The organism is Citrobacter sp. Ce104 (assembly GCF_030334595.1).
GTDB lineage: Bacteria > Pseudomonadota > Gammaproteobacteria > Enterobacterales > Enterobacteriaceae > Citrobacter > Citrobacter europaeus.
Genome location: NZ_JAOWDP010000021.1, coordinates 33064 through 52527, shown reverse-complemented (window position 1 = coordinate 52527; position 19464 = coordinate 33064). Strand labels below are relative to the sequence as shown.

The following is a 19464-nucleotide window of genomic DNA, read 5'->3' as shown; positions in this document are numbered from 1 at the left end:
AATACCGGGGCGCAGATTTGTGCACTGGAAACTCAAGGATTGATTCATGGACAGTTTGACCCCTATCCGCTGTTGGCCTGCCATCATTTCGCTCGCGATCACGCTGACCATCTGGTTTGTTATCCCGTGTCCGCCTGATGTCACTCCGCAAGCGTGGCATCTGCTGGCGTTGTTCATTGGTACGATCGCAGCGATTATCGGTAAAGCTATGCCCATTGGCGCCATTGCGGTTGTGGCGATTATGCTGGTGGCGATGACCGGCGTCACTAACCCCGGTAAACCCTCTGCCGCGCTGAACGATGCCTTGAGTGGCTTCTCTAATCAACTGATTTGGCTGATTGGTTTATCTATCATGCTGTCGCAAAGCCTGTTAAAGACTGGGTTGGGCGCGCGTATTGGCTACGGGTTTATTGCGCTGTTTGGTAAAAGAACGCTGGGTATTGCGTGGGCATTAACCCTTGCGGAAACGCTGATTGCACCCGTAACGCCAAGCAATACCGCGCGTGGCGGCGGCATTATCCATCCGGTAATGCGGGCGATTGCGGAAAGCCTCGGATCGCAACCGGGCAACAACGAAAATGGCTCAACGGGCCGCTATTTGGCGCTGGTGAATTACAACATTAACCCCATCAGCTCGGCAATGTTCATCACCGCGACCGCGCCTAACCCCTTAATCGTTAGCTTTTTAACGAAGGGAACGGATGGGGTGCTGAATATGACCTGGGGAATGTGGGCTATCGCCGCGCTGCTTCCCGCGGTGGTCTCACTGGTCGTCATGCCGATTGTTATCTGGCGGCTCTACCCGCCAGCCATCACACGCACGCCAAATGCGCCTCAGTTCGCACGACAAAAACTGGAGGCGCTAGGTCCGCTTTCACTGGCAGAGAAAATTACCCTGGCCGTCTTCATTTTGCTGCTTTGCCTGTGGGCGGGCGTTCCCGCAATGTTGATGGGCAGTAGCTGGAGTGTAAATCCTACCAGCGCCGCGTTAATTGGTTTGTCGATTCTGTTGATGACGGGCGTATTAAGCTGGGATGACATTCTTAAGTGCCGTGGAGCATGGGATACCATAGTCTGGTTCGCCGCGCTGGTGATGATGGCGGATTTTCTCAGCAAGTTGGGGTTGGTGGGGTGGCTGGCAACCAGCGTGGGTAGCGCAATCGACCATCTGGGTGTGCACTGGAGTATTGCGACGCTACTGCTGATCCTGCTTTACGTCTACTCGCACTACTTTTTCGCCAGTACAACTGCACATATTACGGCGATGTTCGCTGCGTTCTTCGCCGCAGGATTAGGCCTGGGGGCGCCGCCGGCGCTACTTGGGTTGATGCTCGGCTTCTCCTCCTCGCTGATGATGTCGCTCACGCACTATGGCACGGGTACTGCGCCTATCATCTTTGGTTCAGGCTATGTCACGCTGGCGGAGTGGTGGAAAACGGGGCTGGTAATGAGCGTGGTCAACCTGACCATTTGGGGGGTAACCGGCGCCTTTTGGTGGCACTGGCTGGGATACTGGTAGACCTGATGCGACGGGAGGAGTGCTCCTCCCGTCATACAACTTAAGCCTGTTTAGCGGCTTCTGCTGCTTTAACGATGACCGCGAAGGCATCTGCTTTCAGAGAAGCACCGCCAACCAGCGCGCCGTCGATGTCCGGCTGAGCGAACAGCTCAGCAGCGTTAGCTGCGTTCACGGAACCGCCGTACTGGATGATAACTTGTTCAGCGATTTTCGCGTCAGCTTTAGCAATGTGATCACGAATGAATTTGTGAACAGCCTGAGCCTGAGCAGGAGTTGCAGATTTACCGGTACCGATAGCCCATACTGGTTCGTAAGCGATGACGACGCCTTCGAATGCTGCCGCGCCCTGAGTTTTCAGAACGGCGTCGATCTGACGTGCGCAGACTTCTTCAGTTTTGCCCGCTTCGTTTTCTGCTTCGGTTTCACCGATGCACAGAACCGGAGTCAGACCCTGTTCTTTCAGAATGGCGAATTTTTTAGCGATCAGCTCGTCAGACTCTTTGTGGTAAGTACGACGTTCAGAGTGACCGATGATGATGTACTGCGCGCCGATATCTTTCAGCATTTCCGCGCTTGTTTCACCGGTGAATGCGCCAGACAGGTTCAGGTCAACGTTCTGCGCGCCCAGAATGATGTGGCTACCGGCAGCGGCGTGTTTCGCCAGGTCGATATACATTTCCGGCGGAGCAATCGCTACTGCACAGCCAGCAACGCCAGCCAGTTCTTTACGCAGATTAGCAACCAGTTCGTTTACCATGTGGCGGCTGCCGTTCAGTTTCCAGTTACCCATCACTAAAGGATGTCGCATTTCATTTCTCCACGCTTGTCAGCGAATTAAGGAATATGGCCGCCCGTCAGGGCAGCATGGTCTGTGAAACAGTATAGAGATTCATCCCCTGAAAGGCTTTGCTTTTTATCATTTCCCCGTCATTCTGCACGTTGCAGGTGCGTTGGCTGTACTCTCTCACCCCTGTCACTTACTGATGTAAGCTCCAGGGGATTCGTTGCGTCGCCGCCTTCCTGAAACGTGAATAATTTAGGGGGAATTCGCCTTCTCAAGACTTTCTGATAGTGCCAGCTTAATCGGTTCAACAGCGAAGGTCAGCCCCTTTTCCCCGTTATCTGCAACAACATAGCGAATTGCGCCTTCAGTTTCGGCGTAATAGTGCTTACCTTTGCCCGCTGCGAGCAGTTTTTGCAGCTTTTTCTGGCTCTGTTCTTTCGTCAGCAGCGGCGCGACGGTGCGGATGACGGCGCTCATATATTCCAGCGCTTTCGCTTTGGCCGCCTTTTGGTCTGGTCCCTGAATCGGCAACCAGGTTATTTGCATACTTTTGATTTTTAAGGTGCCGCGCTCAAGGGCGGAGGACGCATACAGGTTTTCATTGATTTTGCTGGCCGCGCGGGTGAGATTTGCCCGATCGCGACTGCTGTCGATGGCGCGGAACTCATTCAGGATAAGCTTCGGATTCTGCGTATTAAAGTTTTCGCGAAACTGGCTAATCGACAGGTCAAAAGTCGGCGCACCCGCCAGTAAATAGGGGGCCGTGGTTGCCGTCGATGGCGCTTCCGCCAGTGCCGCAGTGCTTGCGGTTAAGGCTGAAAACAATAATAAAAACAGTGTAAATCCTTGCTTCATCAATCGTACCTTTCATTCTCACTGCTCACGATTAAAACGGTAACCGTCGAGCTTGTCAAAAGGGTAAACTGTTCTGGAAGGTAATAATAAAGGAACTTACATGACCATACAGCAGTGGTTATTCTCATTTAAAGGGCGCCTCGGGCGCCGTGATTTCTGGATTTGGATAGGTCTGTGGATTGTCGGTATGTTGGTTCTGTTCTCGCTGGCGAGCAAGCAATTACTCGATATTCAGACCGCGGCATTTTGTCTGGTGTGTCTGCTGTGGCCGACGGCGGCAGTGACGGTAAAACGCCTGCACGATCGGGGACGTTCCGGGGCGTGGGCGCTGTTGATGATTCTGGCCTGGATGCTGCTTGCCGGAAATTGGGCGATGTTGCCCGGCGTCTGGCAATGGGCAGTTGGCCGCTTTGTTCCGACGCTGATTCTGGTCGGCATGCTCATCGATCTGGGCGCGTTCGTTGGCACCCAGGACGAAAATAAATATGGTAAAGATACGCAGGACGTGAAGTACAGAGCTGACTCGTAGGCCGGATAAGGCGCGTTAGCGTCGCCATTCGGCAAAATGCCCGGGGGCGCTTACCGGGCAAGTAAAACGTTCTTACCAGTAGTGCTCAGCAGTCATATGGCCCGGTCGACGGCGCAGATGTTTGGTCATCTGCCGGGTTTCTTTCAGCAGTTGCTGCGTATCGCGTACCATTTGTGGATTTCCGCACAGCATCACATGGCTGGTTTCTTTATCCATTGGCAGCCCTACCGCTTTTTCCAGTTCACCGTTTTCAATCAGCGCCGGTACGCGCCCGGTCAGCGAATCTGCAGCTGTCTCCCGGCTGACAACCGTCTGGATGCGTAATTTACCTTCATAGCGCTTTTCCAGCGCCTGCATCAACGGCAGGTAGCTCAAATCGGCGGCATAGCGCGCGGCGTGGACCAGCACCAGATTTTTAAAGCGATCCAGGTCTCTGCCTAACTGCAGAATCGACAAATACGGGCCGATAGCCGTGCCGGTTGCCAGCATCCATAGCGTTTCGCAATCAGGGACCTCATCCAGCACGAAGAAGCCAGCGGCTTCACTCACCACCTGGACTTCATCGCCAGGTTTTAGCGCCGCCAGGCGGGGGCTGAGTTTACCGTCGGGAACCGTCACCAGATAAAATTCTAAGTCGGGGTTGTCAGGCGCATTGACGTAGGAATAGGCGCGCTGGACGCGCTCGCCGTCGATCTCAAGGCCAAGCTTGGTGAACTGACCAGCAGTGAAAGGAAGAACCGGAGCTCGCACGGTCAAACTAAACAGGGCATCGGTCCAGTTCTGCACCTTTGTGACTTTGCCTGTTACCCAATCTGCCATGGTTTTCTCCTGTCTGCTTTGATTGCCTTATCTTCGTTCGTTGGAGGAAAGATTTCCAGCCCGGATGGGCTGGAAGGCTCTATTGATCAAATCAATTACAGGATGTGCGCCTGCACATCGGGATCTTTGCGATCGAGGTAGTGAATCGACTGAATGCGGCGGATCGTGCGCGATTTGCCGCGGATCAGCAGCGTTTCGGTGGTCGCGATATTGCCTTTACGGCTAATCCCTTCCAGCAGATCGCCTTTGGTGATGCCGGTGGCGGAGAAAATGACATTGTCGCTGCGTGCCATTTCATCCAGACGCAGCGCTTTGCCTGCTTCGATGCCCATAGCGGTACAGCGGGCCAGTTCCTGCTCGCCAATACGACGGTTCTCTTCGCTGTCGCCTTTGACGTCGTGACGCGCCAGCAGACGGCCCTGCATGTCGCCGTCCAGCGCGCGGATCACGGCTGCGGAAACCACGCCTTCCGGTGCGCCGCCAATGCCGTACAGCACATCAACTTCACTGTCTGGCATGCAGGTCAGAATCGAGGCCGCAACGTCGCCGTCAGGAATAGCGAAGACGCGCACGCCCAGTTTCGTCATCTCTGCAATAACTTCGTCATGACGTGGTTTTGCCAGAATGGTGACGGTCAGATCACTCAGCGGTTTGTTCATCGCGGCTGCAATGTTTCGCAGATTGGTTTCCAGCGACAGGTTCAGATCGATGGACCCTTTTGCGCCAGGGCCGACAATCAGCTTTTCCATGTACATGTCCGGCGCGTTCAGGAAACAGCCTTTATCGCCCACCGCCAGCACCGCCAGCGCATTCGCCTGGCCCATGGCCGTCATGCGCGTGCCCTCGATAGGATCGACGGCGATGTCGACTGCATCACCGTGACCGGTTCCGACTTTCTCGCCGATGAACAGCATCGGCGCTTCATCAATCTCACCTTCGCCAATCACGATGGTGCCGTCAATGTTGACCTGATTGAGCATAATACGCATGGCGTTTACCGCCGCGCCGTCAGCGGTATTTTTATCGCCGCGGCCCAGCCATTTATAGCCAGCCAGCGCGGCCGCTTCGGTCACGCGTGAAAATTCAATGGCAAGTTCTCGTCTCATTGCAAACTCGTAGCAGAAAGGAATGGCGCGAAGTGTAGCACAGGGGAGGGTGGGCGATTATTGATGTGTGTGCGGGGTTGCCCCCCGCACGAAGATATTGCCGGATAAGGCACAGTCGCCATCCGGCAATGACGTATTACTCGTCGTGATCTTCCCACGCCATGGCGCGTTTGACCGCTTTTTTCCAGCCGCTGTAGCGGAAATTACGTTCGGTGGTTTCAATGCCAGGGCGGAATTCACGCTCGATAACCGCTTTCTCCTGCAGCTCATCCAGATTTTGCCAGAAGCCAACAGCCAGACCGGCGAGGTATGCCGCACCCAATGCGGTGACTTCGCGGACTTCCGGGCGCTCAACGCGTGTGCCGAGAATATCGGACTGGAACTGCATCAGGAAGTTGTTGGCTACCGCACCGCCATCGACGCGCAGGGCGTGCAGACGAATACCGGAGTCAGCCTGCATCGCTTCCAGTACGTCACGGGTCTGGTAAGCGATAGACTCAAGCGTTGCGCGAATGATGTGGTTGGAGTTTACGCCACGGGTCAGACCGAAGATGGCGCCACGCGCATACGGGTCCCAGTACGGTGCGCCAAGGCCGGTGAATGCCGGAACGACGTACACGCCGTTGGTATCTTTCACTTTGGTAGCGAAATATTCGGAGTCGAATGCATCGCTGATGAGTTTCATTTCATCACGCAGCCACTGGATGGAGGCGCCAGCCATAAATACCGCACCTTCCAGCGCGTAGTTCACTTCCCCGGTCGGTCCGCAGGCGATGGTGGTCAGCAGTCCGTTTTCGGACTTAACGGCTTTCTCGCCGGTGTTCATCAGCATGAAGCAGCCGGTACCGTAAGTGTTTTTCGCCATCCCTTCCTTCACGCACAGCTGGCCAAACAGTGCCGCCTGCTGGTCACCGGCAATACCGGAGATAGGAATACGCGTGCCGCCCTTACCACCGATGTTGGTCTGACCGTACACTTCAGAAGAACGACGTACTTCTGGCAGCATGGCTCGCGGAATATCCAGCGCATCCAGCATCGTGTCATCCCAGTCCAGAGAGTGGATGTTGAACAGCATGGTACGCGAGGCGTTGGTGTAATCCGTTACGTGTACGCGTCCCTGCGTCATTTTCCAGATAAGCCAGGTGTCTACGGTACCGAACAGCAGTTCACCGCGACGAGCGCGCTCACGCGAGCCTTCTACGTGGTCGAGGATCCATTTCACTTTGGTGCCGGAGAAGTACGGGTCAATGACCAGACCGGTGTTATTGCGGATGTACTCTTCCATACCGTCGCGCTTGAGCTTTTCGCAGATATCCGCGGTACGACGACACTGCCACACAATAGCGTTATAGATTGGTTTACCGGTTTCACGCTCCCAGACGATGGTGGTTTCACGCTGGTTGGTAATACCGATCGCTGCAATCTCATCGGAACTGATATCGGCTTTCGCCAGAACTTCTACCAGCGTTGAGCTTTGGGTCGCCCAAATTTCCATTGGGTCGTGTTCTACCCAACCTGCTTTCGGGTAGATTTGCTCGAATTCGCGCTGTGAAACGGCAACGATATTCGCATCGTGGTCCATTACGACCGCGCGGGAGCTGGTGGTGCCCTGGTCGAGCGCAACGATATATTTTTTTTCAGTCATAATTTTTTTGTCCCGTAGTCACATTACTGCGAAGCTTTTTGTTGAGTGTTGGTCGCAACGTCTTTTTCTTCAATCGCGCAGACATCGCACGGTAAATGACGACCAATCAGTTTGCGATATGCCCATGCGCCTAAAATCGCGCCGGTAATCGGGCCAAACACCGGGACCAGGAAGTAAGGGATATCGCGACCACCCGTGAAGGCAATCTCACCCCATCCGGCCATCCAGGCGAAGAGTTTCGGTCCGAAGTCACGTGCCGGGTTCATGGCAAAACCTGTCAGCGGCCCCATGGAAGCACCAATAACGGCAATCAACAAACCGATCAGCAGCGGTGCCAGCGGACCACGAGGCACACCGTTACCATCGTCGGTCAGAGCCAGAATCAGCCCCATTAGAATAGCGGTAATGACCATTTCAACCGCGAAGGCCTGCACAAAATTGATATGCGGATTCGGGTAGGTGGAGAAAGTACCTGCCAGACCCAGGCTCTCGGTACTGCCGCGCACGATATGGTTAGTTTGTTCGAAATCGAGGAAAAGATTGTAATAAAGCCCGTAAACCAATGCCGCTGCGCAAAAGGCGCCGGCAATTTGCGAAATAATAAAAGGGACAACTTTGCGTTTATCAAAACAGGCGAACAGCCAGAGTGCGATGGTTACCGCTGGATTCAGATGTGCACCAGAAACGCCTGCGGTCAGATAGATAGCCATTGCTACCCCCAGACCCCAGATGACACTGATTTCCCACTGACCAAAAGTAGCCCCAGCTACTTTGAGTGCAGCGACACAGCCCACACCGAAGAAAATCAACAACCCGGTACCGAGGAATTCAGCAATGCACTGGCCTTTTAAGGTTGAGGTTTGACTCATAATCGGATCCTGAAGAGAGTTTAATGTTTATTGTTTGCGAGAAGGTCACTGACATCCCCGGAGCCGGTAGGCACACTGTTAATTTATCGTTAACGCGCAAAAACGAGAAATATCGAAATTAAAATGTGTGTACTCCATCAACAAAATGAGCGTTTTCGCGCCATTGCGCGGTATTTGTTATACAAAAATAGTGTGAGCTGAATCATTTCACTGAACAACCTGTTAACACTTAAGAGTTATGACAGTAATGTCACCAGGAGAAAGACTAAAAGTGTTGCAAACCGCAATCTGCGCGGGATGCCGCTGGACAGGGATGACGCGGCTTCATACAATCGGTGTTAAGTAGAGTGCGCTCGTTTTTATTAAGGCGTCGCCGGTTATCGGGACGAGGATTTTTATCCATCAACGCCTTGCAATTCAGGAGAGGTATGACGATGTCATTAGAAGTGTTTGAGAAACTGGAAGCAAAAGTACAGCAGGCGATTGATACCATCACGCTGTTGCAGATGGAAATCGAAGAGCTGAAAGAAAAAAACAACTCACTGTCGCAGGAAGTTCAGTCTGCACAGCAGCAGCGTGAAGAGCTGGAGCGTGAGAACAACAACCTGAAAGAACAGCAGAACGGCTGGCAGGATCGTCTGCATGCCCTGCTGGGTCGTATGGAAGAAGTCTAATCCTCGTCATATTTCACGTTATGGCGGCGTTGGCTGCGTGCATTCACCCCAGTCACATAGTGGCCTATGCTCCTGGGGATTCACTTACTTGCCGCCTTGCCCTGACGCGAAATCTTTAGAGGATTTAGAGTACGAGTTTGTAGGCCGGATAAGGCGCAAGCTGTCATCCGGCAATACAATAGCTTACCGCAATACAACGTTCGTTTCAGGCATTCAAACCCCCATCTACGTCCAGACCGGTGCCGGAAATCTGCCCAGCCGCTGGGCTTGCCAGAAACGTCACCGCCGCTGCAACATCCTCCGGTGTTCCATAATGCCCTGTAGCAATAAGCTGCCGTTGGGATTCTGCCTGCTCGCCATCTGCTGGGTTCATATCACTGTCAGTTGGGCCAGGATGGACAAGATTAACGGTAATACCCCGTGGGCCGAGATCGCGAGCCAGGCCACGGGTTAGCGAGTTGAGCGCTGATTTAGTCATCGCGTAAACAGCAATCCCCGGTTGGGCGACGCGGTTGGCAAGGCAACTGCCAATATTGATAATTCGCCCACCTTCAGGGAGATGTGGCAACGCGGCCTGTATGGCAACCACCACGCCACGGATATTCACGTTAATCAATGCGTCGATGTCTTCCAGTGACATCGACTCCAGCGGGCCGCCGCGTGCGATCCCAGCGTTGTTGATCAGAATATCCAGTCCTCCAAGTGACTGTACCGTGCGGTTTACGGCGTTCTGAATTGCCTGAGCGTCAGCACTGTTTGCCTGAATGGCCTCACCATGGCGGCCAAGCGCTGTAATTTCATCGGCAACGGCCTGGGCTTTCTCCGCAGATTTTCCATAGGTTATAACAACATCAGCACCGGCTTTCGCCAGCGACAGTGCGATGGCGCGCCCTAACCCTCGACTGGCCCCTGTGACCAGCGCTTTTTTACCTGTCAGATCGATATGCATGATGACCTCGTGATGAGAGTGATGAGATTCATCATTAGGTATAGAGAGAGTTTTTTCTTCGTCAATGCGCAGGATGGGGGAATCGAAAGGGGGAGCGGCAAAAAAAAGCCAGTCAGTTGTTTACCGACTGGCATCACACCGACTTGCGGTATTTTCTTTACTCGATATCGAGCGGGTCTTCGGAGAGGATTATCCCGGTGTTGTCGGCGTACAGGTGATCGCCGGAGAAGAACGTCACGCCGCCAAAGTTGACGCGCACATCGCTTTCCCCAATCCCTTCACCTGCAGCACCTACCGGAATGGCGGCAATCGCCTGAATGCCGATATCCAGTTCTCCCAGATCGTCTACCTGGCGGACTGAGCCGTAGATGACCAGACCTTCCCATTCATTCTGTACGGCCAGTCTTGCCAGTTCGGCATCGACCAGTGCACGACGGACAGAACCGCCGCCATCGACCAGCAGAACACGACCACGGCCGTTTTGTTCGAGCAGATCGTACAGCAACCCGTTGTCCTCGAAACATTTTACCGTGATGATTTGTCCGCCAAACGACGCCCGTCCTCCAAAGTTAGAGAACAGCGGTTCCACGACGTTGACATCTTCCTGATAGATGTCACAAAGCTCGGATGTATCGTATTTCATAGGCTTAACGTTCAGTTGCTGCGAGAATTTTTAGTATATCGCGCTATGTGTACTGTTGGCAAAATCATCAATTGTTAATTGATATTTGTCAGTTAAAGAGACCACTGACTTAAGAAAATCCCGACAACAAACAGTAAGTTAGTTAATAGCGCTGCTTTTACGGTGCGTTCCAGCATTGGGCGCATTGCCGCAGGATCCATCTCGCGCATCACGTAACGTGCCTGTTTGATTAGCAGCGGAGCGGCGAGAATAAACAGCCATCCCCACAGACTTTGCAGCGAAAACAGGTTAAACAGCGCCAGGCAGACCAGTGTCCCCATCAGCAGGCAGGCATGGTAGCGGCGGGCATTGACGGCGCCTAAACGCACGACCAACGTATTCTTGCCGTTCTCCCTGTCGCTGTTGATATCGCGCAGGTTGTTGACGTTGAGCACGGCAGTTGCCAGCAGGCCGCAGGCGGTGGCAGGCAGAATCAGCGCCGGAATCAACGTATGCGCCTGCAGATACCAGCTCCCCATCACGCTGAGCCAGCCGAAGAATACCAGCACGGAAATATCGCCCAGGCCGATGTATCCATAAGGGCGATTGCCCACGGTATAAGTGATCGCGGCGATAATCGACAGGCCTCCAAGCACCAGGAAGCCGACAAAATCCGCCAGCGTGTGACAGGCCACAGCAACCAGGGCCAGACCGGACAGACAGATCAACACCACGGTGACGATCAGCGCGCGCTTCATCTGCTGTTGGGTGATAACCCCTTTTTGCATCCCGCGCAGTGGTCCAATACGGTCGGGCTTGTCGCTGCCTTTGACGGCATCGCCATAGTCGTTAGCGAGATTGGACAGAATTTGCAGCAGTCCTGCCGTAATCAATGCCAGCAGAGCAACCAGCGGATCGAAGTATCCTTGCCACCATGCTAATGCCGTACCGACGATGATCGCCGCGAAGGCGAGCGGTAAGGTCTTAGGTCGTAAACTTTCCAGCCAGGCTTGTGAGCGGCTAATTTGTTGTTGTTCAGTCATATTTAGCGCCAATAAAAATGGGGCTTTATCAGCCCCATCAACAGTGATGAAAATGCATTGAACGCGATTATAGGATAAAACGGCTCAGATCTTCATCTGCGACCAGCGCATCCAGATGTTTGCTCACATAATCGGCATCAATTGTGATGCTTTGGCCGTTTAAATCGCTCGCATCATAGGAAATATCTTCCATCAGACGCTCAAGAACGGTATGCAGACGACGCGCACCGATGTTTTCGGTGGTTTCGTTGACCTGCCAGGCCGCTTCGGCAATGCGTTTAATGCCCGATTCGGTGAAGTTGATGTCCACACCTTCGGTCGCCATCAGCGCTTTGTACTGAACGGTGATGGAGGCATTCGGTTCGGTAAGGATACGCTCAAAATCGCTGGTGGTCAGCGCCTGCAGCTCGACACGAATCGGCAGACGACCCTGCAGTTCCGGGATCAGGTCAGACGGTTTCGCGACCTGGAATGCGCCAGAAGCGATAAACAGAATGTGATCTGTTTTCACCATACCGTGCTTGGTAGAGACCGTGCAGCCTTCAACCAGCGGCAGCAGGTCGCGCTGTACGCCTTCACGGGACACGTCCGGGCCGGAGGATTCGCCGCGCTTACAGATTTTGTCGATTTCATCGATAAACACGATCCCGTGCTGCTCAACGGCGTCGATAGCTTCCTGTTTCAGCTCTTCCGGGTTTACCAGTTTGGCTGCTTCTTCTTCAATCAGCAGCTTCATCGCGTCTTTGATTTTCAGCTTACGCGGTTTTTGCTTCTGACCGCCCAGGTTCTGGAACATGGACTGTAGCTGGCTGGTCATCTCTTCCATTCCCGGAGGCGCCATAATTTCAACGCCCATCGGTGCGGCCGCGAGATCGATTTCGATCTCTTTGTCATCCAACTGGCCTTCACGCAGTTTTTTACGGAACGCCTGACGCGCTGCAGAAGGCTCCTGCGGCTGCTCAGACTGTCCCCAGTTATTTTTAGCTGGTGGGATCAGCACGTCGAGAATGCGCTCTTCCGCCATCTCTTCGGCACGGAAGCGGTTTTTCTCGATTGCCTGAACGCGGACCATTTTGATGGCTGCATCGGTCAGATCGCGGATGATGGAGTCAACTTCCTTACCAACATAGCCAACTTCGGTGAATTTTGTCGCTTCAACTTTGATGAACGGCGCATTGGCCAGTTTTGCCAGACGACGGGCGATTTCGGTTTTACCAACGCCGGTCGGGCCAATCATCAGAATGTTTTTCGGCGTCACTTCATGGCGCAGCTCTTCGTTAAGCTGCATACGGCGCCAGCGGTTACGCAGGGCAATCGCCACGGAACGCTTAGCGTTATCCTGGCCGATGATGTGTTTGTTCAGTTCGCTGACAATTTCGCGTGGGGTCATTTCAGACATGGGGGATCCTTACGCTTTGGAGTTCAATTCTTCGATGGTATGGAAGTGGTTGGTATAAATGCAGATATCCCCTGCAATATCCAACGCTTTCTCAGCAATCTCGCGTGCGCCAAGCTCGGTGTTTTCCAGCAGAGCGCGTGCAGCAGCCTGGGCGTAAGGGCCGCCGGAGCCGATGGCAATCAGATCGTTTTCTGGCTGGATGACGTCGCCGTTACCGGTGATGATGAGCGATGCCGTTTCATCTGCGACGGCCAGCAGCGCTTCGAGCTTGCGCAGCATACGGTCAGTACGCCAGTCTTTTGCCAGTTCAACGGCAGCTTTCACCAGGTGACCCTGATGCATTTCCAGCTTGCGTTCGAACAGTTCAAACAGCGTGAATGCATCCGCAGTACCGCCCGCAAAGCCCGCGATGACTTTGTCGTTATACAAACGGCGGACTTTCTTCACGTTGCCTTTCATTACGGTGTTACCCAGTGTGGCCTGACCATCACCGGCGATTACCACATGGCCGTTACGGCGTACGCTTACTATTGTTGTCACGAGCAGACCCCTTGGTTACAAATGCAAAATACAGGCCCCGCGCAGTGTGCGGGGCGTAATGCAAGTATAGATGGGGGGGATTTTGGGGGTTTCAACCCCCAGTGGCGAGTCGAATGCAGTTTGTGTGACCAGCAACCTTCAGGCGGCTGATGGTGTTGTCGGCATTCTCTTTGCCTTTGACCGGACCAATGACCACGCGATTCCAGCCGTTATTGGTGGTAATACGTGAGTTGAAGCCTTCAAAGGCCAGCTGCGCACGCACCGTTTCTGCCTGCTCAGCACCTTTAAATGAGCCGCACTGTACCATCCAGCGGCGTTCATCTTTTTTCTCCGCCGTCTGTTTTGGCGGCTGCGTTTCATTGGTTATTGGCGCGGCCGGCTGTGTTTTCGGCTGAGCAGCGGCGGTATGCGCCGGCGTTTGCAGCAGATCCTGATACGGCTGTTGGGCTGCCGGTTTTGGCTGCGCTTTCGGCTGCTGTACCGGGGCGGCTTGCGCAGTACGCGTTTGCGGCTGCTGGTACGGCTGTTCTGCTGCCCGTTGGCGTGGCTGTTGAGCCTGCTGCTGGGTGTTGTTCCACTGCTGCTGTTGCACCTGACGCTGACGCTGCAGCGTTTGCTGGCGCTGTTCAGGCGTTTGTTCGTTCCACGGTACTTCGTTGAGCTGCGTTGGCTGTTGACGCATATCAGCCTGCATTTGCGCCAACAACTGGCGCTGCTCATTGGTTAGCTGGTCGGCGTTCAGCACCTCGCCGCCTGCAGACGGTTCGGTAGGCGCACGTACGCCAGGCTGACGGCTTTCCAGCTCTTTGATGTATCGCCAGCGCTCTTCCGGTTTTGGTGGAATGCCATTACCGGTGACTTTCTGGTTTTGCAGCGTTTCGGACTCTTCTTTCTTGTGATGCGTAATGAAGTACAGACCACCGATAAAGGTCACGAGTACGGCTGCAGCAATAGCAACCATAGCGGGCGATACCGCAGGCGTATTGCGTTGTTTTTTCCGTGATGTGCTCTTCTTGCGCCGCGAAGGTGCCGGTTGGCCGCGACGTACATAATCTCGTTGTGCCACTATCGTTTCGCTGTATTTATTCGTTCGTCAGCCCGCCATGTTACTTAAGCGGCGGGCCTTTGACCAGACAGGGGAGTCCGAAAGCACTTTACTTTACGTCAGTGCCCGGGTAGTACCCCGAATAATAAGCTCGCAGTCGAGTAAACGTGAGCCACTGCTGACGCTCTGCCCTTGTAATTGATCGAGCAGTAACAGCATAGCTTCGCGTCCGATATCGAAACGCGGCTGTGCAACGGTTGTCAGGGGTGGATCACAAAATTCCGTGAGCGAAATGTTATCAAAGCCAATGATGGATAAATCGTCAGGTACCTTCAGACCCTGACGTTTGGCGTAAGAGAGGGCGCCCAGCGCCATGACATCGCTGTGGCAAAAGACCGCGGTAGGTGGTTGCGGTAGCTCAAGGAGCTGCTTCAGCGCATTGGCTCCCGCTTCATAGGTAAAGTCGCCGCGCGCGATAAAATGTGGATCGACCGTAATTCCGCTGCGGCGCAATGCCTGAACGTAACCTTGCAGACGGTAATGGCACAGCGGCATGTCCTCTGGGCCGGCGATACAGCCAATGCGTTTATGTCCCAGTTCCAGCAGATAGTTCATCGCGTTGAAGGCGGCGGTGAGGTTATCAATGTGCACGGTGGGGAGTTCCAGTTCTGGCGCGAACTCATTGGACATGACCATCGGCGGCAGGTTGCGCTGCTCTTCCACGCTGGCATCAAACGGCAGGCGCGAACTGAGCAGCACCATGCCATCGATCTGCTTGGTGATAATGAGGTTGAGGAAGGTCTTTTCCTGCTGATTCTGGTGCGCGCAATCGCCGATCAGCACCAGATATCCCTGTTCTGCGGCGGTCACTTCTATGCCGCGAATCACCTCGCTAAAAAACGGATCGCAGATATCCGGCACAATCACCAGAATGGTACGTGATTCATTACGCTTAACGTTGCGTCCCATTGATTGGGGTAAATATCCCACTTCCAGCGCGGCCTGCTCAACTTTGTTACGGGTTGACTGTGAGACTTTGTCCGGGTTCATTAATGCGCGGGATACGGTTGCCGTTGAGACTTTCGCCTTCAGAGCAACATCTTTCATCGTAGCGGCGGCAACCTGCTTATTCGGTTTCACTCTTTCTCCTCGCCAGAGGGCTGCTGGCACAGACTCGTCCCTGGGTAACCTTCATCTGAAACATTTTTATCAGATAGTTAATGGAAGCGGTTACAGAATTTTCATAAAAAGTGTGATGGATGTTTAATTTTACGATCCGCCTCGCATCATGAGGCATTATCCCTCGATGGGATCGACATCCAGCACCCATTTAACCTTACGTGCATCGGGTAACGTATTGATCAGCGCCAGCGTGCCGCTGATGATATGTTGCAGGCGAATTCGCGACGGGTGCTGCAATAAAATTTGCCAGCGATAGCGACCGCCGCGTTTGGGCGCCAGGGCGGGAACCGGGCCGAGCACCCAGAGCTTGTCATCGGCCAGCGGACTGGCCTGAATCAGATTTCGCAACTGTTGTAAGAACATTGGCGCATGCTGGTTGTTGTGATCTTCTGCCCGCACGATCACATGGCTGGTCCAGGGGGGAAGCTGGAGCGTTTGTCGCTCGGCCAGCGCCTGCTCGGCAAATGCGTCATAACCTTTATACAGCAAGGTTTGCAGCAGCGGATGTTCAGGATGGTGCGTTTGCAGCACGACTTCGCCTTGTTTCCCGGCGCGTCCTGCTCGCCCGGAAACCTGGGTGTAGAGCTGGGCGAAGCGTTCTGCTGACCGGAAATCTGCAGAGAATAGCGCGCCGTCGACGTCCAGCAGTGCCACCAGGGTGACGTCCGGGAAGTGGTGGCCTTTGGCCAGCATTTGCGTACCGATCAGAATTCGCGCGCCGCCGCGATGCACTTCCGCCAGATGCTGTTCCAGCGACCCTTTACGGCTGGTGGTGTCGCGATCGATGCGTGAGATTGGCACGCCGGGGAAAAAAGGCGCCAGAGCCTGCTCAAGCTGTTCGGTGCCGAGTCCAACCGGAACCATATGCGTCGAGCCGCAGGAAGGACACTGGCGCGGTATCGGGCGCTGGCTGTCGCAGTGGTGACAGCGTAAATGGTGCTGTGCCTGATGTAGCGTGTAGTAGTGATCGCAACGCGGACATTCGGCAATCCAGCCGCAGTCGTGGCACAGCAGCGCAGGCGCAAAACCCCGGCGGTTCAAAAACAGGATCACCTGGTTATCCGCCTGCAGGTGCTGACGCATACGGGTGATAAGCGCAGGGGCGAGTCCGGCCTGCACCTGCTGACCTTTGAGATCCAGCACGTGCTGAGTGGCAGGGCGCGCATTTCCGGCGCGTCGCGTCAGGCGCAGCATACGATATTTGTTCTGCCGCACATTACACAGCGTTTCCAGCGCTGGGGTGGCTGAGCCGAGAATAATCGGGATCTGCTCGCTGTGGGCACGGTAAACCGCCAGGTCGCGCGCATGATAGCGCCAGCCTTCCTGCTGTTTATAAGAGCTGTCGTGCTCTTCGTCGATGACAATTACGCCAAGATTTTTAAACGGCGTAAACAGCGACGAGCGCGTACCGATAACTATCGCCGCTTCGCCATTTTTGGCTTTCAGCCAGGCTGAAAGGCGTTCGCTGTCGTTCAAGCCAGAGTGCAGGACTTCGACCGGCGCATGGAAGCGTTCGCGAAAACGAGCAATAGTTTGCGGCGTCAGGCCAATCTCCGGCACCATCACCAGCGCCTGTTTGCCCTGGGCGAGAACATTTTCCAGGACGCTTAGATAGACCTCTGTTTTGCCTGAGCCCGTCACGCCCGCTAATAGCCATGCGCTAAAACTGTCCGATGCGCTGTGAATCGCCCCGACGGCGGTGGCCTGCTCGGTGTTCAGTCGCAGACGCTCACCGGAAACCGCGTAGTTTGTTCGCCAGTCACTAAAGCCAGGCGTTTCGCTCGCCAGCTCGCACAGCCCTTTTTTCCGCAGCGCCTGTAATGCGGCGTCATTAAATTCCAGTTCAGCCACCTGGTCGCGCCAGATTTTTCCCTGGCGTAGCGCAGCCAGCGCCTGCTGCTGCTTGGGAGAGCGCTTCAGGCTGTTGAGATCGGTAACCTGACCTTCTTCAGTGGCAAACCAGTACCACATGGGCGCGTTTGTCGCCGGGCGCCCCTGGCGCAGTAAAATTGGCAGGGCATGAAACAGCACGTCGCCAATAGGATGATGGTAATAATCAGCCGCCCACAACAGCAGACGCCAGACGGAGGTCGAATAAACCGGTTCGCTGTCCAGCACTTCGAGAACGGCTTTCAATTCGCTCCGCGGCAGTTCGCTGTGCTCGCTGACGGACAGAACGATACCCACGCGCTCCTGTTGCTTGCCAAAGGGCACGCGTACACGACACCCGGCTTTGGCGCTCATGCCTTCCGGCAGGAGGTAGTCAAAGGTACGAGGAAGCGGAACGGGTAAGGCAACGTGCGCAACGGGCATTGAATCATCCTGACTTGAAATCTGGCGGGTTAGTATACACATTAGTGAAGGGTAGAATGCGGATCAGTTTGCATGAGCAGGTTAATTTCTGTATGATTCGCCGCCTTTGATGCAAATTGATTGCGTCAAATACTGACCATTACCCGAGAGTTTCGCGCGGCTGGAAGGCGGCAAGCGAGCGAATCTCTGGGAGCATAGTGAACTATGTGACCAGAGTGAGTGAACGCAGGCAACGCATCAGCAGTGTGAAAGGTGACGGGGAATAATTAACATCGCGTGGTGTCTGGCGTTAGGGCTGGAAGAGCGACGCGGCCTTAAACCGAGGTTTTCCCATGAAAAAAGATATTCACCCGAAATACGAAGAAATTACTGCAAACTGCTCTTGCGGTAACGTCATGAAAATCCGCTCTACCGTCGGTCACGATCTGAACCTGGACGTGTGCGGTCAGTGCCACCCGTTCTATACTGGCAAGCAGCGTGATGTTGCTACCGGTGGCCGTGTTGATCGCTTCAACAAGCGTTTCAGCATCCCAGGCAGCAAGTAAGTTTCAGCTGTCAGAAAAAAGCGCCTTATGGCGCTTTTTTTGTTTCTGTGCATGCAGACTGAAATTCGTATTGATGTATTGAATGATGTCTTTTCTTTAATAAATAAAACAGTGTTTTTATTTTTACGATAAAATGTTTCAACTGGTGATCTGAATCCTTTTCATCTTCTGATTTTTGCCACTTATGCCAGTTTTTGGCAAAATACCAAAGGTTTCTTCCTTCTTTCTAAAATACACTTTCGTGGAAATATAAAATTATTCTTATTCCTTCATCGTTCCCTCATTTATTGATGGGACGAGATGGACAATTTCCTTGATATAGTGTGAAGAGGGATGGTCATGAAATTTAAATCCGCGTTATTACTGATTCCATTATTCTCTGCGGCCGCGCATGCGGGTTATGTTGATTATCGACATGAATATTATGACGATGGTCGCAATTACGACCGTGTTTATATGTCTCACCGTTTTGCTACGGGTTTTGGTGTGGCAGTGGAAGCCATTTCACGTTCCGAAGATACGCAATCTAATGATGCGTGGAATAATATGGAAAGTAATGGCAATGAGTATACGGCAAGCTACCAGTTCACCTGGCAAGGTCTTATCTGGCAGCCGGGCATTGCGATCGAAACGGGCGATAATATCGCGATATATAAGCCTTATATTCGCGTACAGTATAATATCAATGACAACTGGTGGACCGCGTTCCGCTATCGCCAGGAGTACATGCGCAGAAACTCCGACGGCAAAGATGACCGCATGGTCTATCGTCCGGAAGCATGGCTCGGTTACAACATCCATGACTGGATGTTTGAGCTAAATGGCATTTATAAAATTGCCGATAGCGAAGATTTATATAACAACCGAAAAGACGATTACGAATATAACTTCCGGGTGGCGTATAAAATAGGCTCATGGGTTCCATTTGTTGAGGTTGGTAACGTTTCCTCGGGCTATAACACTACCACCACGGACGATCGTCAGACCCGTTATCGCGTTGGTCTCGGTTATAACTTCTGACCATCA

The 19464-nt window shown here is 53.7% G+C and carries 19 protein-coding genes; 5 read left to right on the top strand and 14 right to left on the bottom strand.

What is annotated here, in order from left to right; translation table 11 throughout:
- Positions 1 to 46: 46 nt before the first annotated feature.
- Positions 47 to 1519, top strand: coding sequence for a DASS family sodium-coupled anion symporter (locus OGW16_RS01600; RefSeq protein WP_286517625.1), 1473 nt, complete (start codon positions 47 to 49; stop codon positions 1517 to 1519).
- 40 nt (positions 1520 to 1559) lie between these two features.
- Here the strand turns inward: OGW16_RS01600 and tpiA are convergent, their stop codons facing one another.
- Complete coding sequence (gene tpiA / locus OGW16_RS01595) at positions 1560 to 2327, bottom strand: triose-phosphate isomerase (protein WP_043018918.1); 768 nt, start codon at positions 2325 to 2327, stop codon at positions 1560 to 1562.
- Between the two features lie 228 nt (positions 2328 to 2555).
- Positions 2556 to 3158, bottom strand: coding sequence for a YiiQ family protein (locus tag OGW16_RS01590; RefSeq protein ID WP_043018919.1), 603 nt, complete (start codon positions 3156 to 3158; stop codon positions 2556 to 2558).
- Between the two features lie 100 nt (positions 3159 to 3258).
- Between OGW16_RS01590 and OGW16_RS01585 the strand changes: the two genes are divergently transcribed.
- The gene (locus OGW16_RS01585) at positions 3259 to 3687 is read left to right on the top strand and encodes a DUF805 domain-containing protein (RefSeq protein WP_043018920.1); all 429 of its coding nucleotides are present in this window, start codon (positions 3259 to 3261) and stop codon (positions 3685 to 3687) included.
- 72 nt (positions 3688 to 3759) lie between these two features.
- Here the strand turns inward: OGW16_RS01585 and fpr are convergent, their stop codons facing one another.
- The 4 genes from fpr to OGW16_RS01565 form a co-directional block, all read right to left on the bottom strand.
- Positions 3760 to 4506, bottom strand: a complete 747-nt coding sequence (gene fpr, locus OGW16_RS01580; RefSeq protein ID WP_087050704.1) for a ferredoxin--NADP(+) reductase — start codon at positions 4504 to 4506, stop codon at positions 3760 to 3762.
- Positions 4507 to 4601: 95 nt separating this feature from the next.
- The gene (gene glpX / locus OGW16_RS01575) at positions 4602 to 5612 is read right to left on the bottom strand and encodes a class II fructose-bisphosphatase (RefSeq protein WP_043018922.1); all 1011 of its coding nucleotides are present in this window, start codon (positions 5610 to 5612) and stop codon (positions 4602 to 4604) included.
- Positions 5613 to 5748: 136 nt separating this feature from the next.
- Positions 5749 to 7257, bottom strand: coding sequence for a glycerol kinase GlpK (gene glpK, locus OGW16_RS01570; RefSeq protein ID WP_043018923.1), 1509 nt, complete (start codon positions 7255 to 7257; stop codon positions 5749 to 5751).
- A 23-nt stretch (positions 7258 to 7280) separates the two neighbouring features.
- Positions 7281 to 8126: an MIP/aquaporin family protein gene (locus OGW16_RS01565; RefSeq protein WP_043018924.1), complete on the bottom strand. Its 846-nt coding sequence runs from the start codon at positions 8124 to 8126 to the stop codon at positions 7281 to 7283.
- 428 nt (positions 8127 to 8554) lie between these two features.
- Here OGW16_RS01565 and zapB point away from each other — a divergent pair, with 428 nt between their 5' ends.
- Positions 8555 to 8800: a septal ring assembly protein ZapB gene (gene zapB, locus OGW16_RS01560; RefSeq protein ID WP_019077914.1), complete on the top strand. Its 246-nt coding sequence runs from the start codon at positions 8555 to 8557 to the stop codon at positions 8798 to 8800.
- 205 nt (positions 8801 to 9005) lie between these two features.
- Here zapB and OGW16_RS01555 read toward each other — a convergent pair whose 3' ends face one another.
- From OGW16_RS01555 to priA, 8 genes are all read right to left on the bottom strand, one after another.
- Positions 9006 to 9749, bottom strand: coding sequence for an SDR family NAD(P)-dependent oxidoreductase (locus OGW16_RS01555; RefSeq protein ID WP_286517623.1), 744 nt, complete (start codon positions 9747 to 9749; stop codon positions 9006 to 9008).
- A gap of 157 nt (positions 9750 to 9906) precedes the next feature.
- A complete protein-coding gene (gene rraA / locus OGW16_RS01550; RefSeq protein ID WP_043018926.1) occupies positions 9907 to 10392 on the bottom strand; it encodes a ribonuclease E activity regulator RraA in 486 nt (161 codons plus the stop codon).
- Positions 10393 to 10484: 92 nt separating this feature from the next.
- Positions 10485 to 11414 carry a 1,4-dihydroxy-2-naphthoate polyprenyltransferase gene (gene menA / locus OGW16_RS01545; RefSeq protein WP_003825185.1) on the bottom strand — a complete coding sequence of 310 codons (930 nt, stop codon included), beginning with the start codon at positions 11412 to 11414 and terminating at the stop codon, positions 10485 to 10487.
- Between the two features lie 67 nt (positions 11415 to 11481).
- Positions 11482 to 12813, bottom strand: a complete 1332-nt coding sequence (gene hslU / locus OGW16_RS01540) for an ATP-dependent protease ATPase subunit HslU (RefSeq protein ID WP_038636017.1) — start codon at positions 12811 to 12813, stop codon at positions 11482 to 11484.
- A 9-nt stretch (positions 12814 to 12822) separates the two neighbouring features.
- Complete coding sequence (hslV, locus tag OGW16_RS01535; RefSeq protein WP_003028805.1) at positions 12823 to 13353, bottom strand: ATP-dependent protease subunit HslV; 531 nt, start codon at positions 13351 to 13353, stop codon at positions 12823 to 12825.
- A 91-nt stretch (positions 13354 to 13444) separates the two neighbouring features.
- Positions 13445 to 14419 (bottom strand): cell division protein FtsN, encoded by a 975-nt coding sequence (gene ftsN / locus OGW16_RS01530; protein WP_072033419.1) that lies wholly within the window; start codon positions 14417 to 14419, stop codon positions 13445 to 13447.
- Between the two features lie 93 nt (positions 14420 to 14512).
- Complete coding sequence (gene cytR, locus OGW16_RS01525; protein WP_003825179.1) at positions 14513 to 15538, bottom strand: DNA-binding transcriptional regulator CytR; 1026 nt, start codon at positions 15536 to 15538, stop codon at positions 14513 to 14515.
- 156 nt (positions 15539 to 15694) lie between these two features.
- Positions 15695 to 17893: a primosomal protein N' gene (priA, locus tag OGW16_RS01520; protein WP_043018928.1), complete on the bottom strand. Its 2199-nt coding sequence runs from the start codon at positions 17891 to 17893 to the stop codon at positions 15695 to 15697.
- A gap of 332 nt (positions 17894 to 18225) precedes the next feature.
- On the opposite strand from priA, the gene rpmE reads away from it, so the two are divergent.
- Together rpmE and OGW16_RS01510 are read left to right on the top strand one after the other, a co-directional pair.
- On the top strand, positions 18226 to 18438 hold the full coding sequence (gene rpmE / locus OGW16_RS01515; RefSeq protein ID WP_008787040.1) for a 50S ribosomal protein L31: 213 nt from the start codon (positions 18226 to 18228) through the stop codon (positions 18436 to 18438).
- A 339-nt stretch (positions 18439 to 18777) separates the two neighbouring features.
- A complete protein-coding gene (locus OGW16_RS01510; RefSeq protein ID WP_043018929.1) occupies positions 18778 to 19458 on the top strand; it encodes an oligogalacturonate-specific porin KdgM family protein in 681 nt (226 codons plus the stop codon).
- The last annotated feature ends 6 nt before the right edge of the window (positions 19459 to 19464 follow it).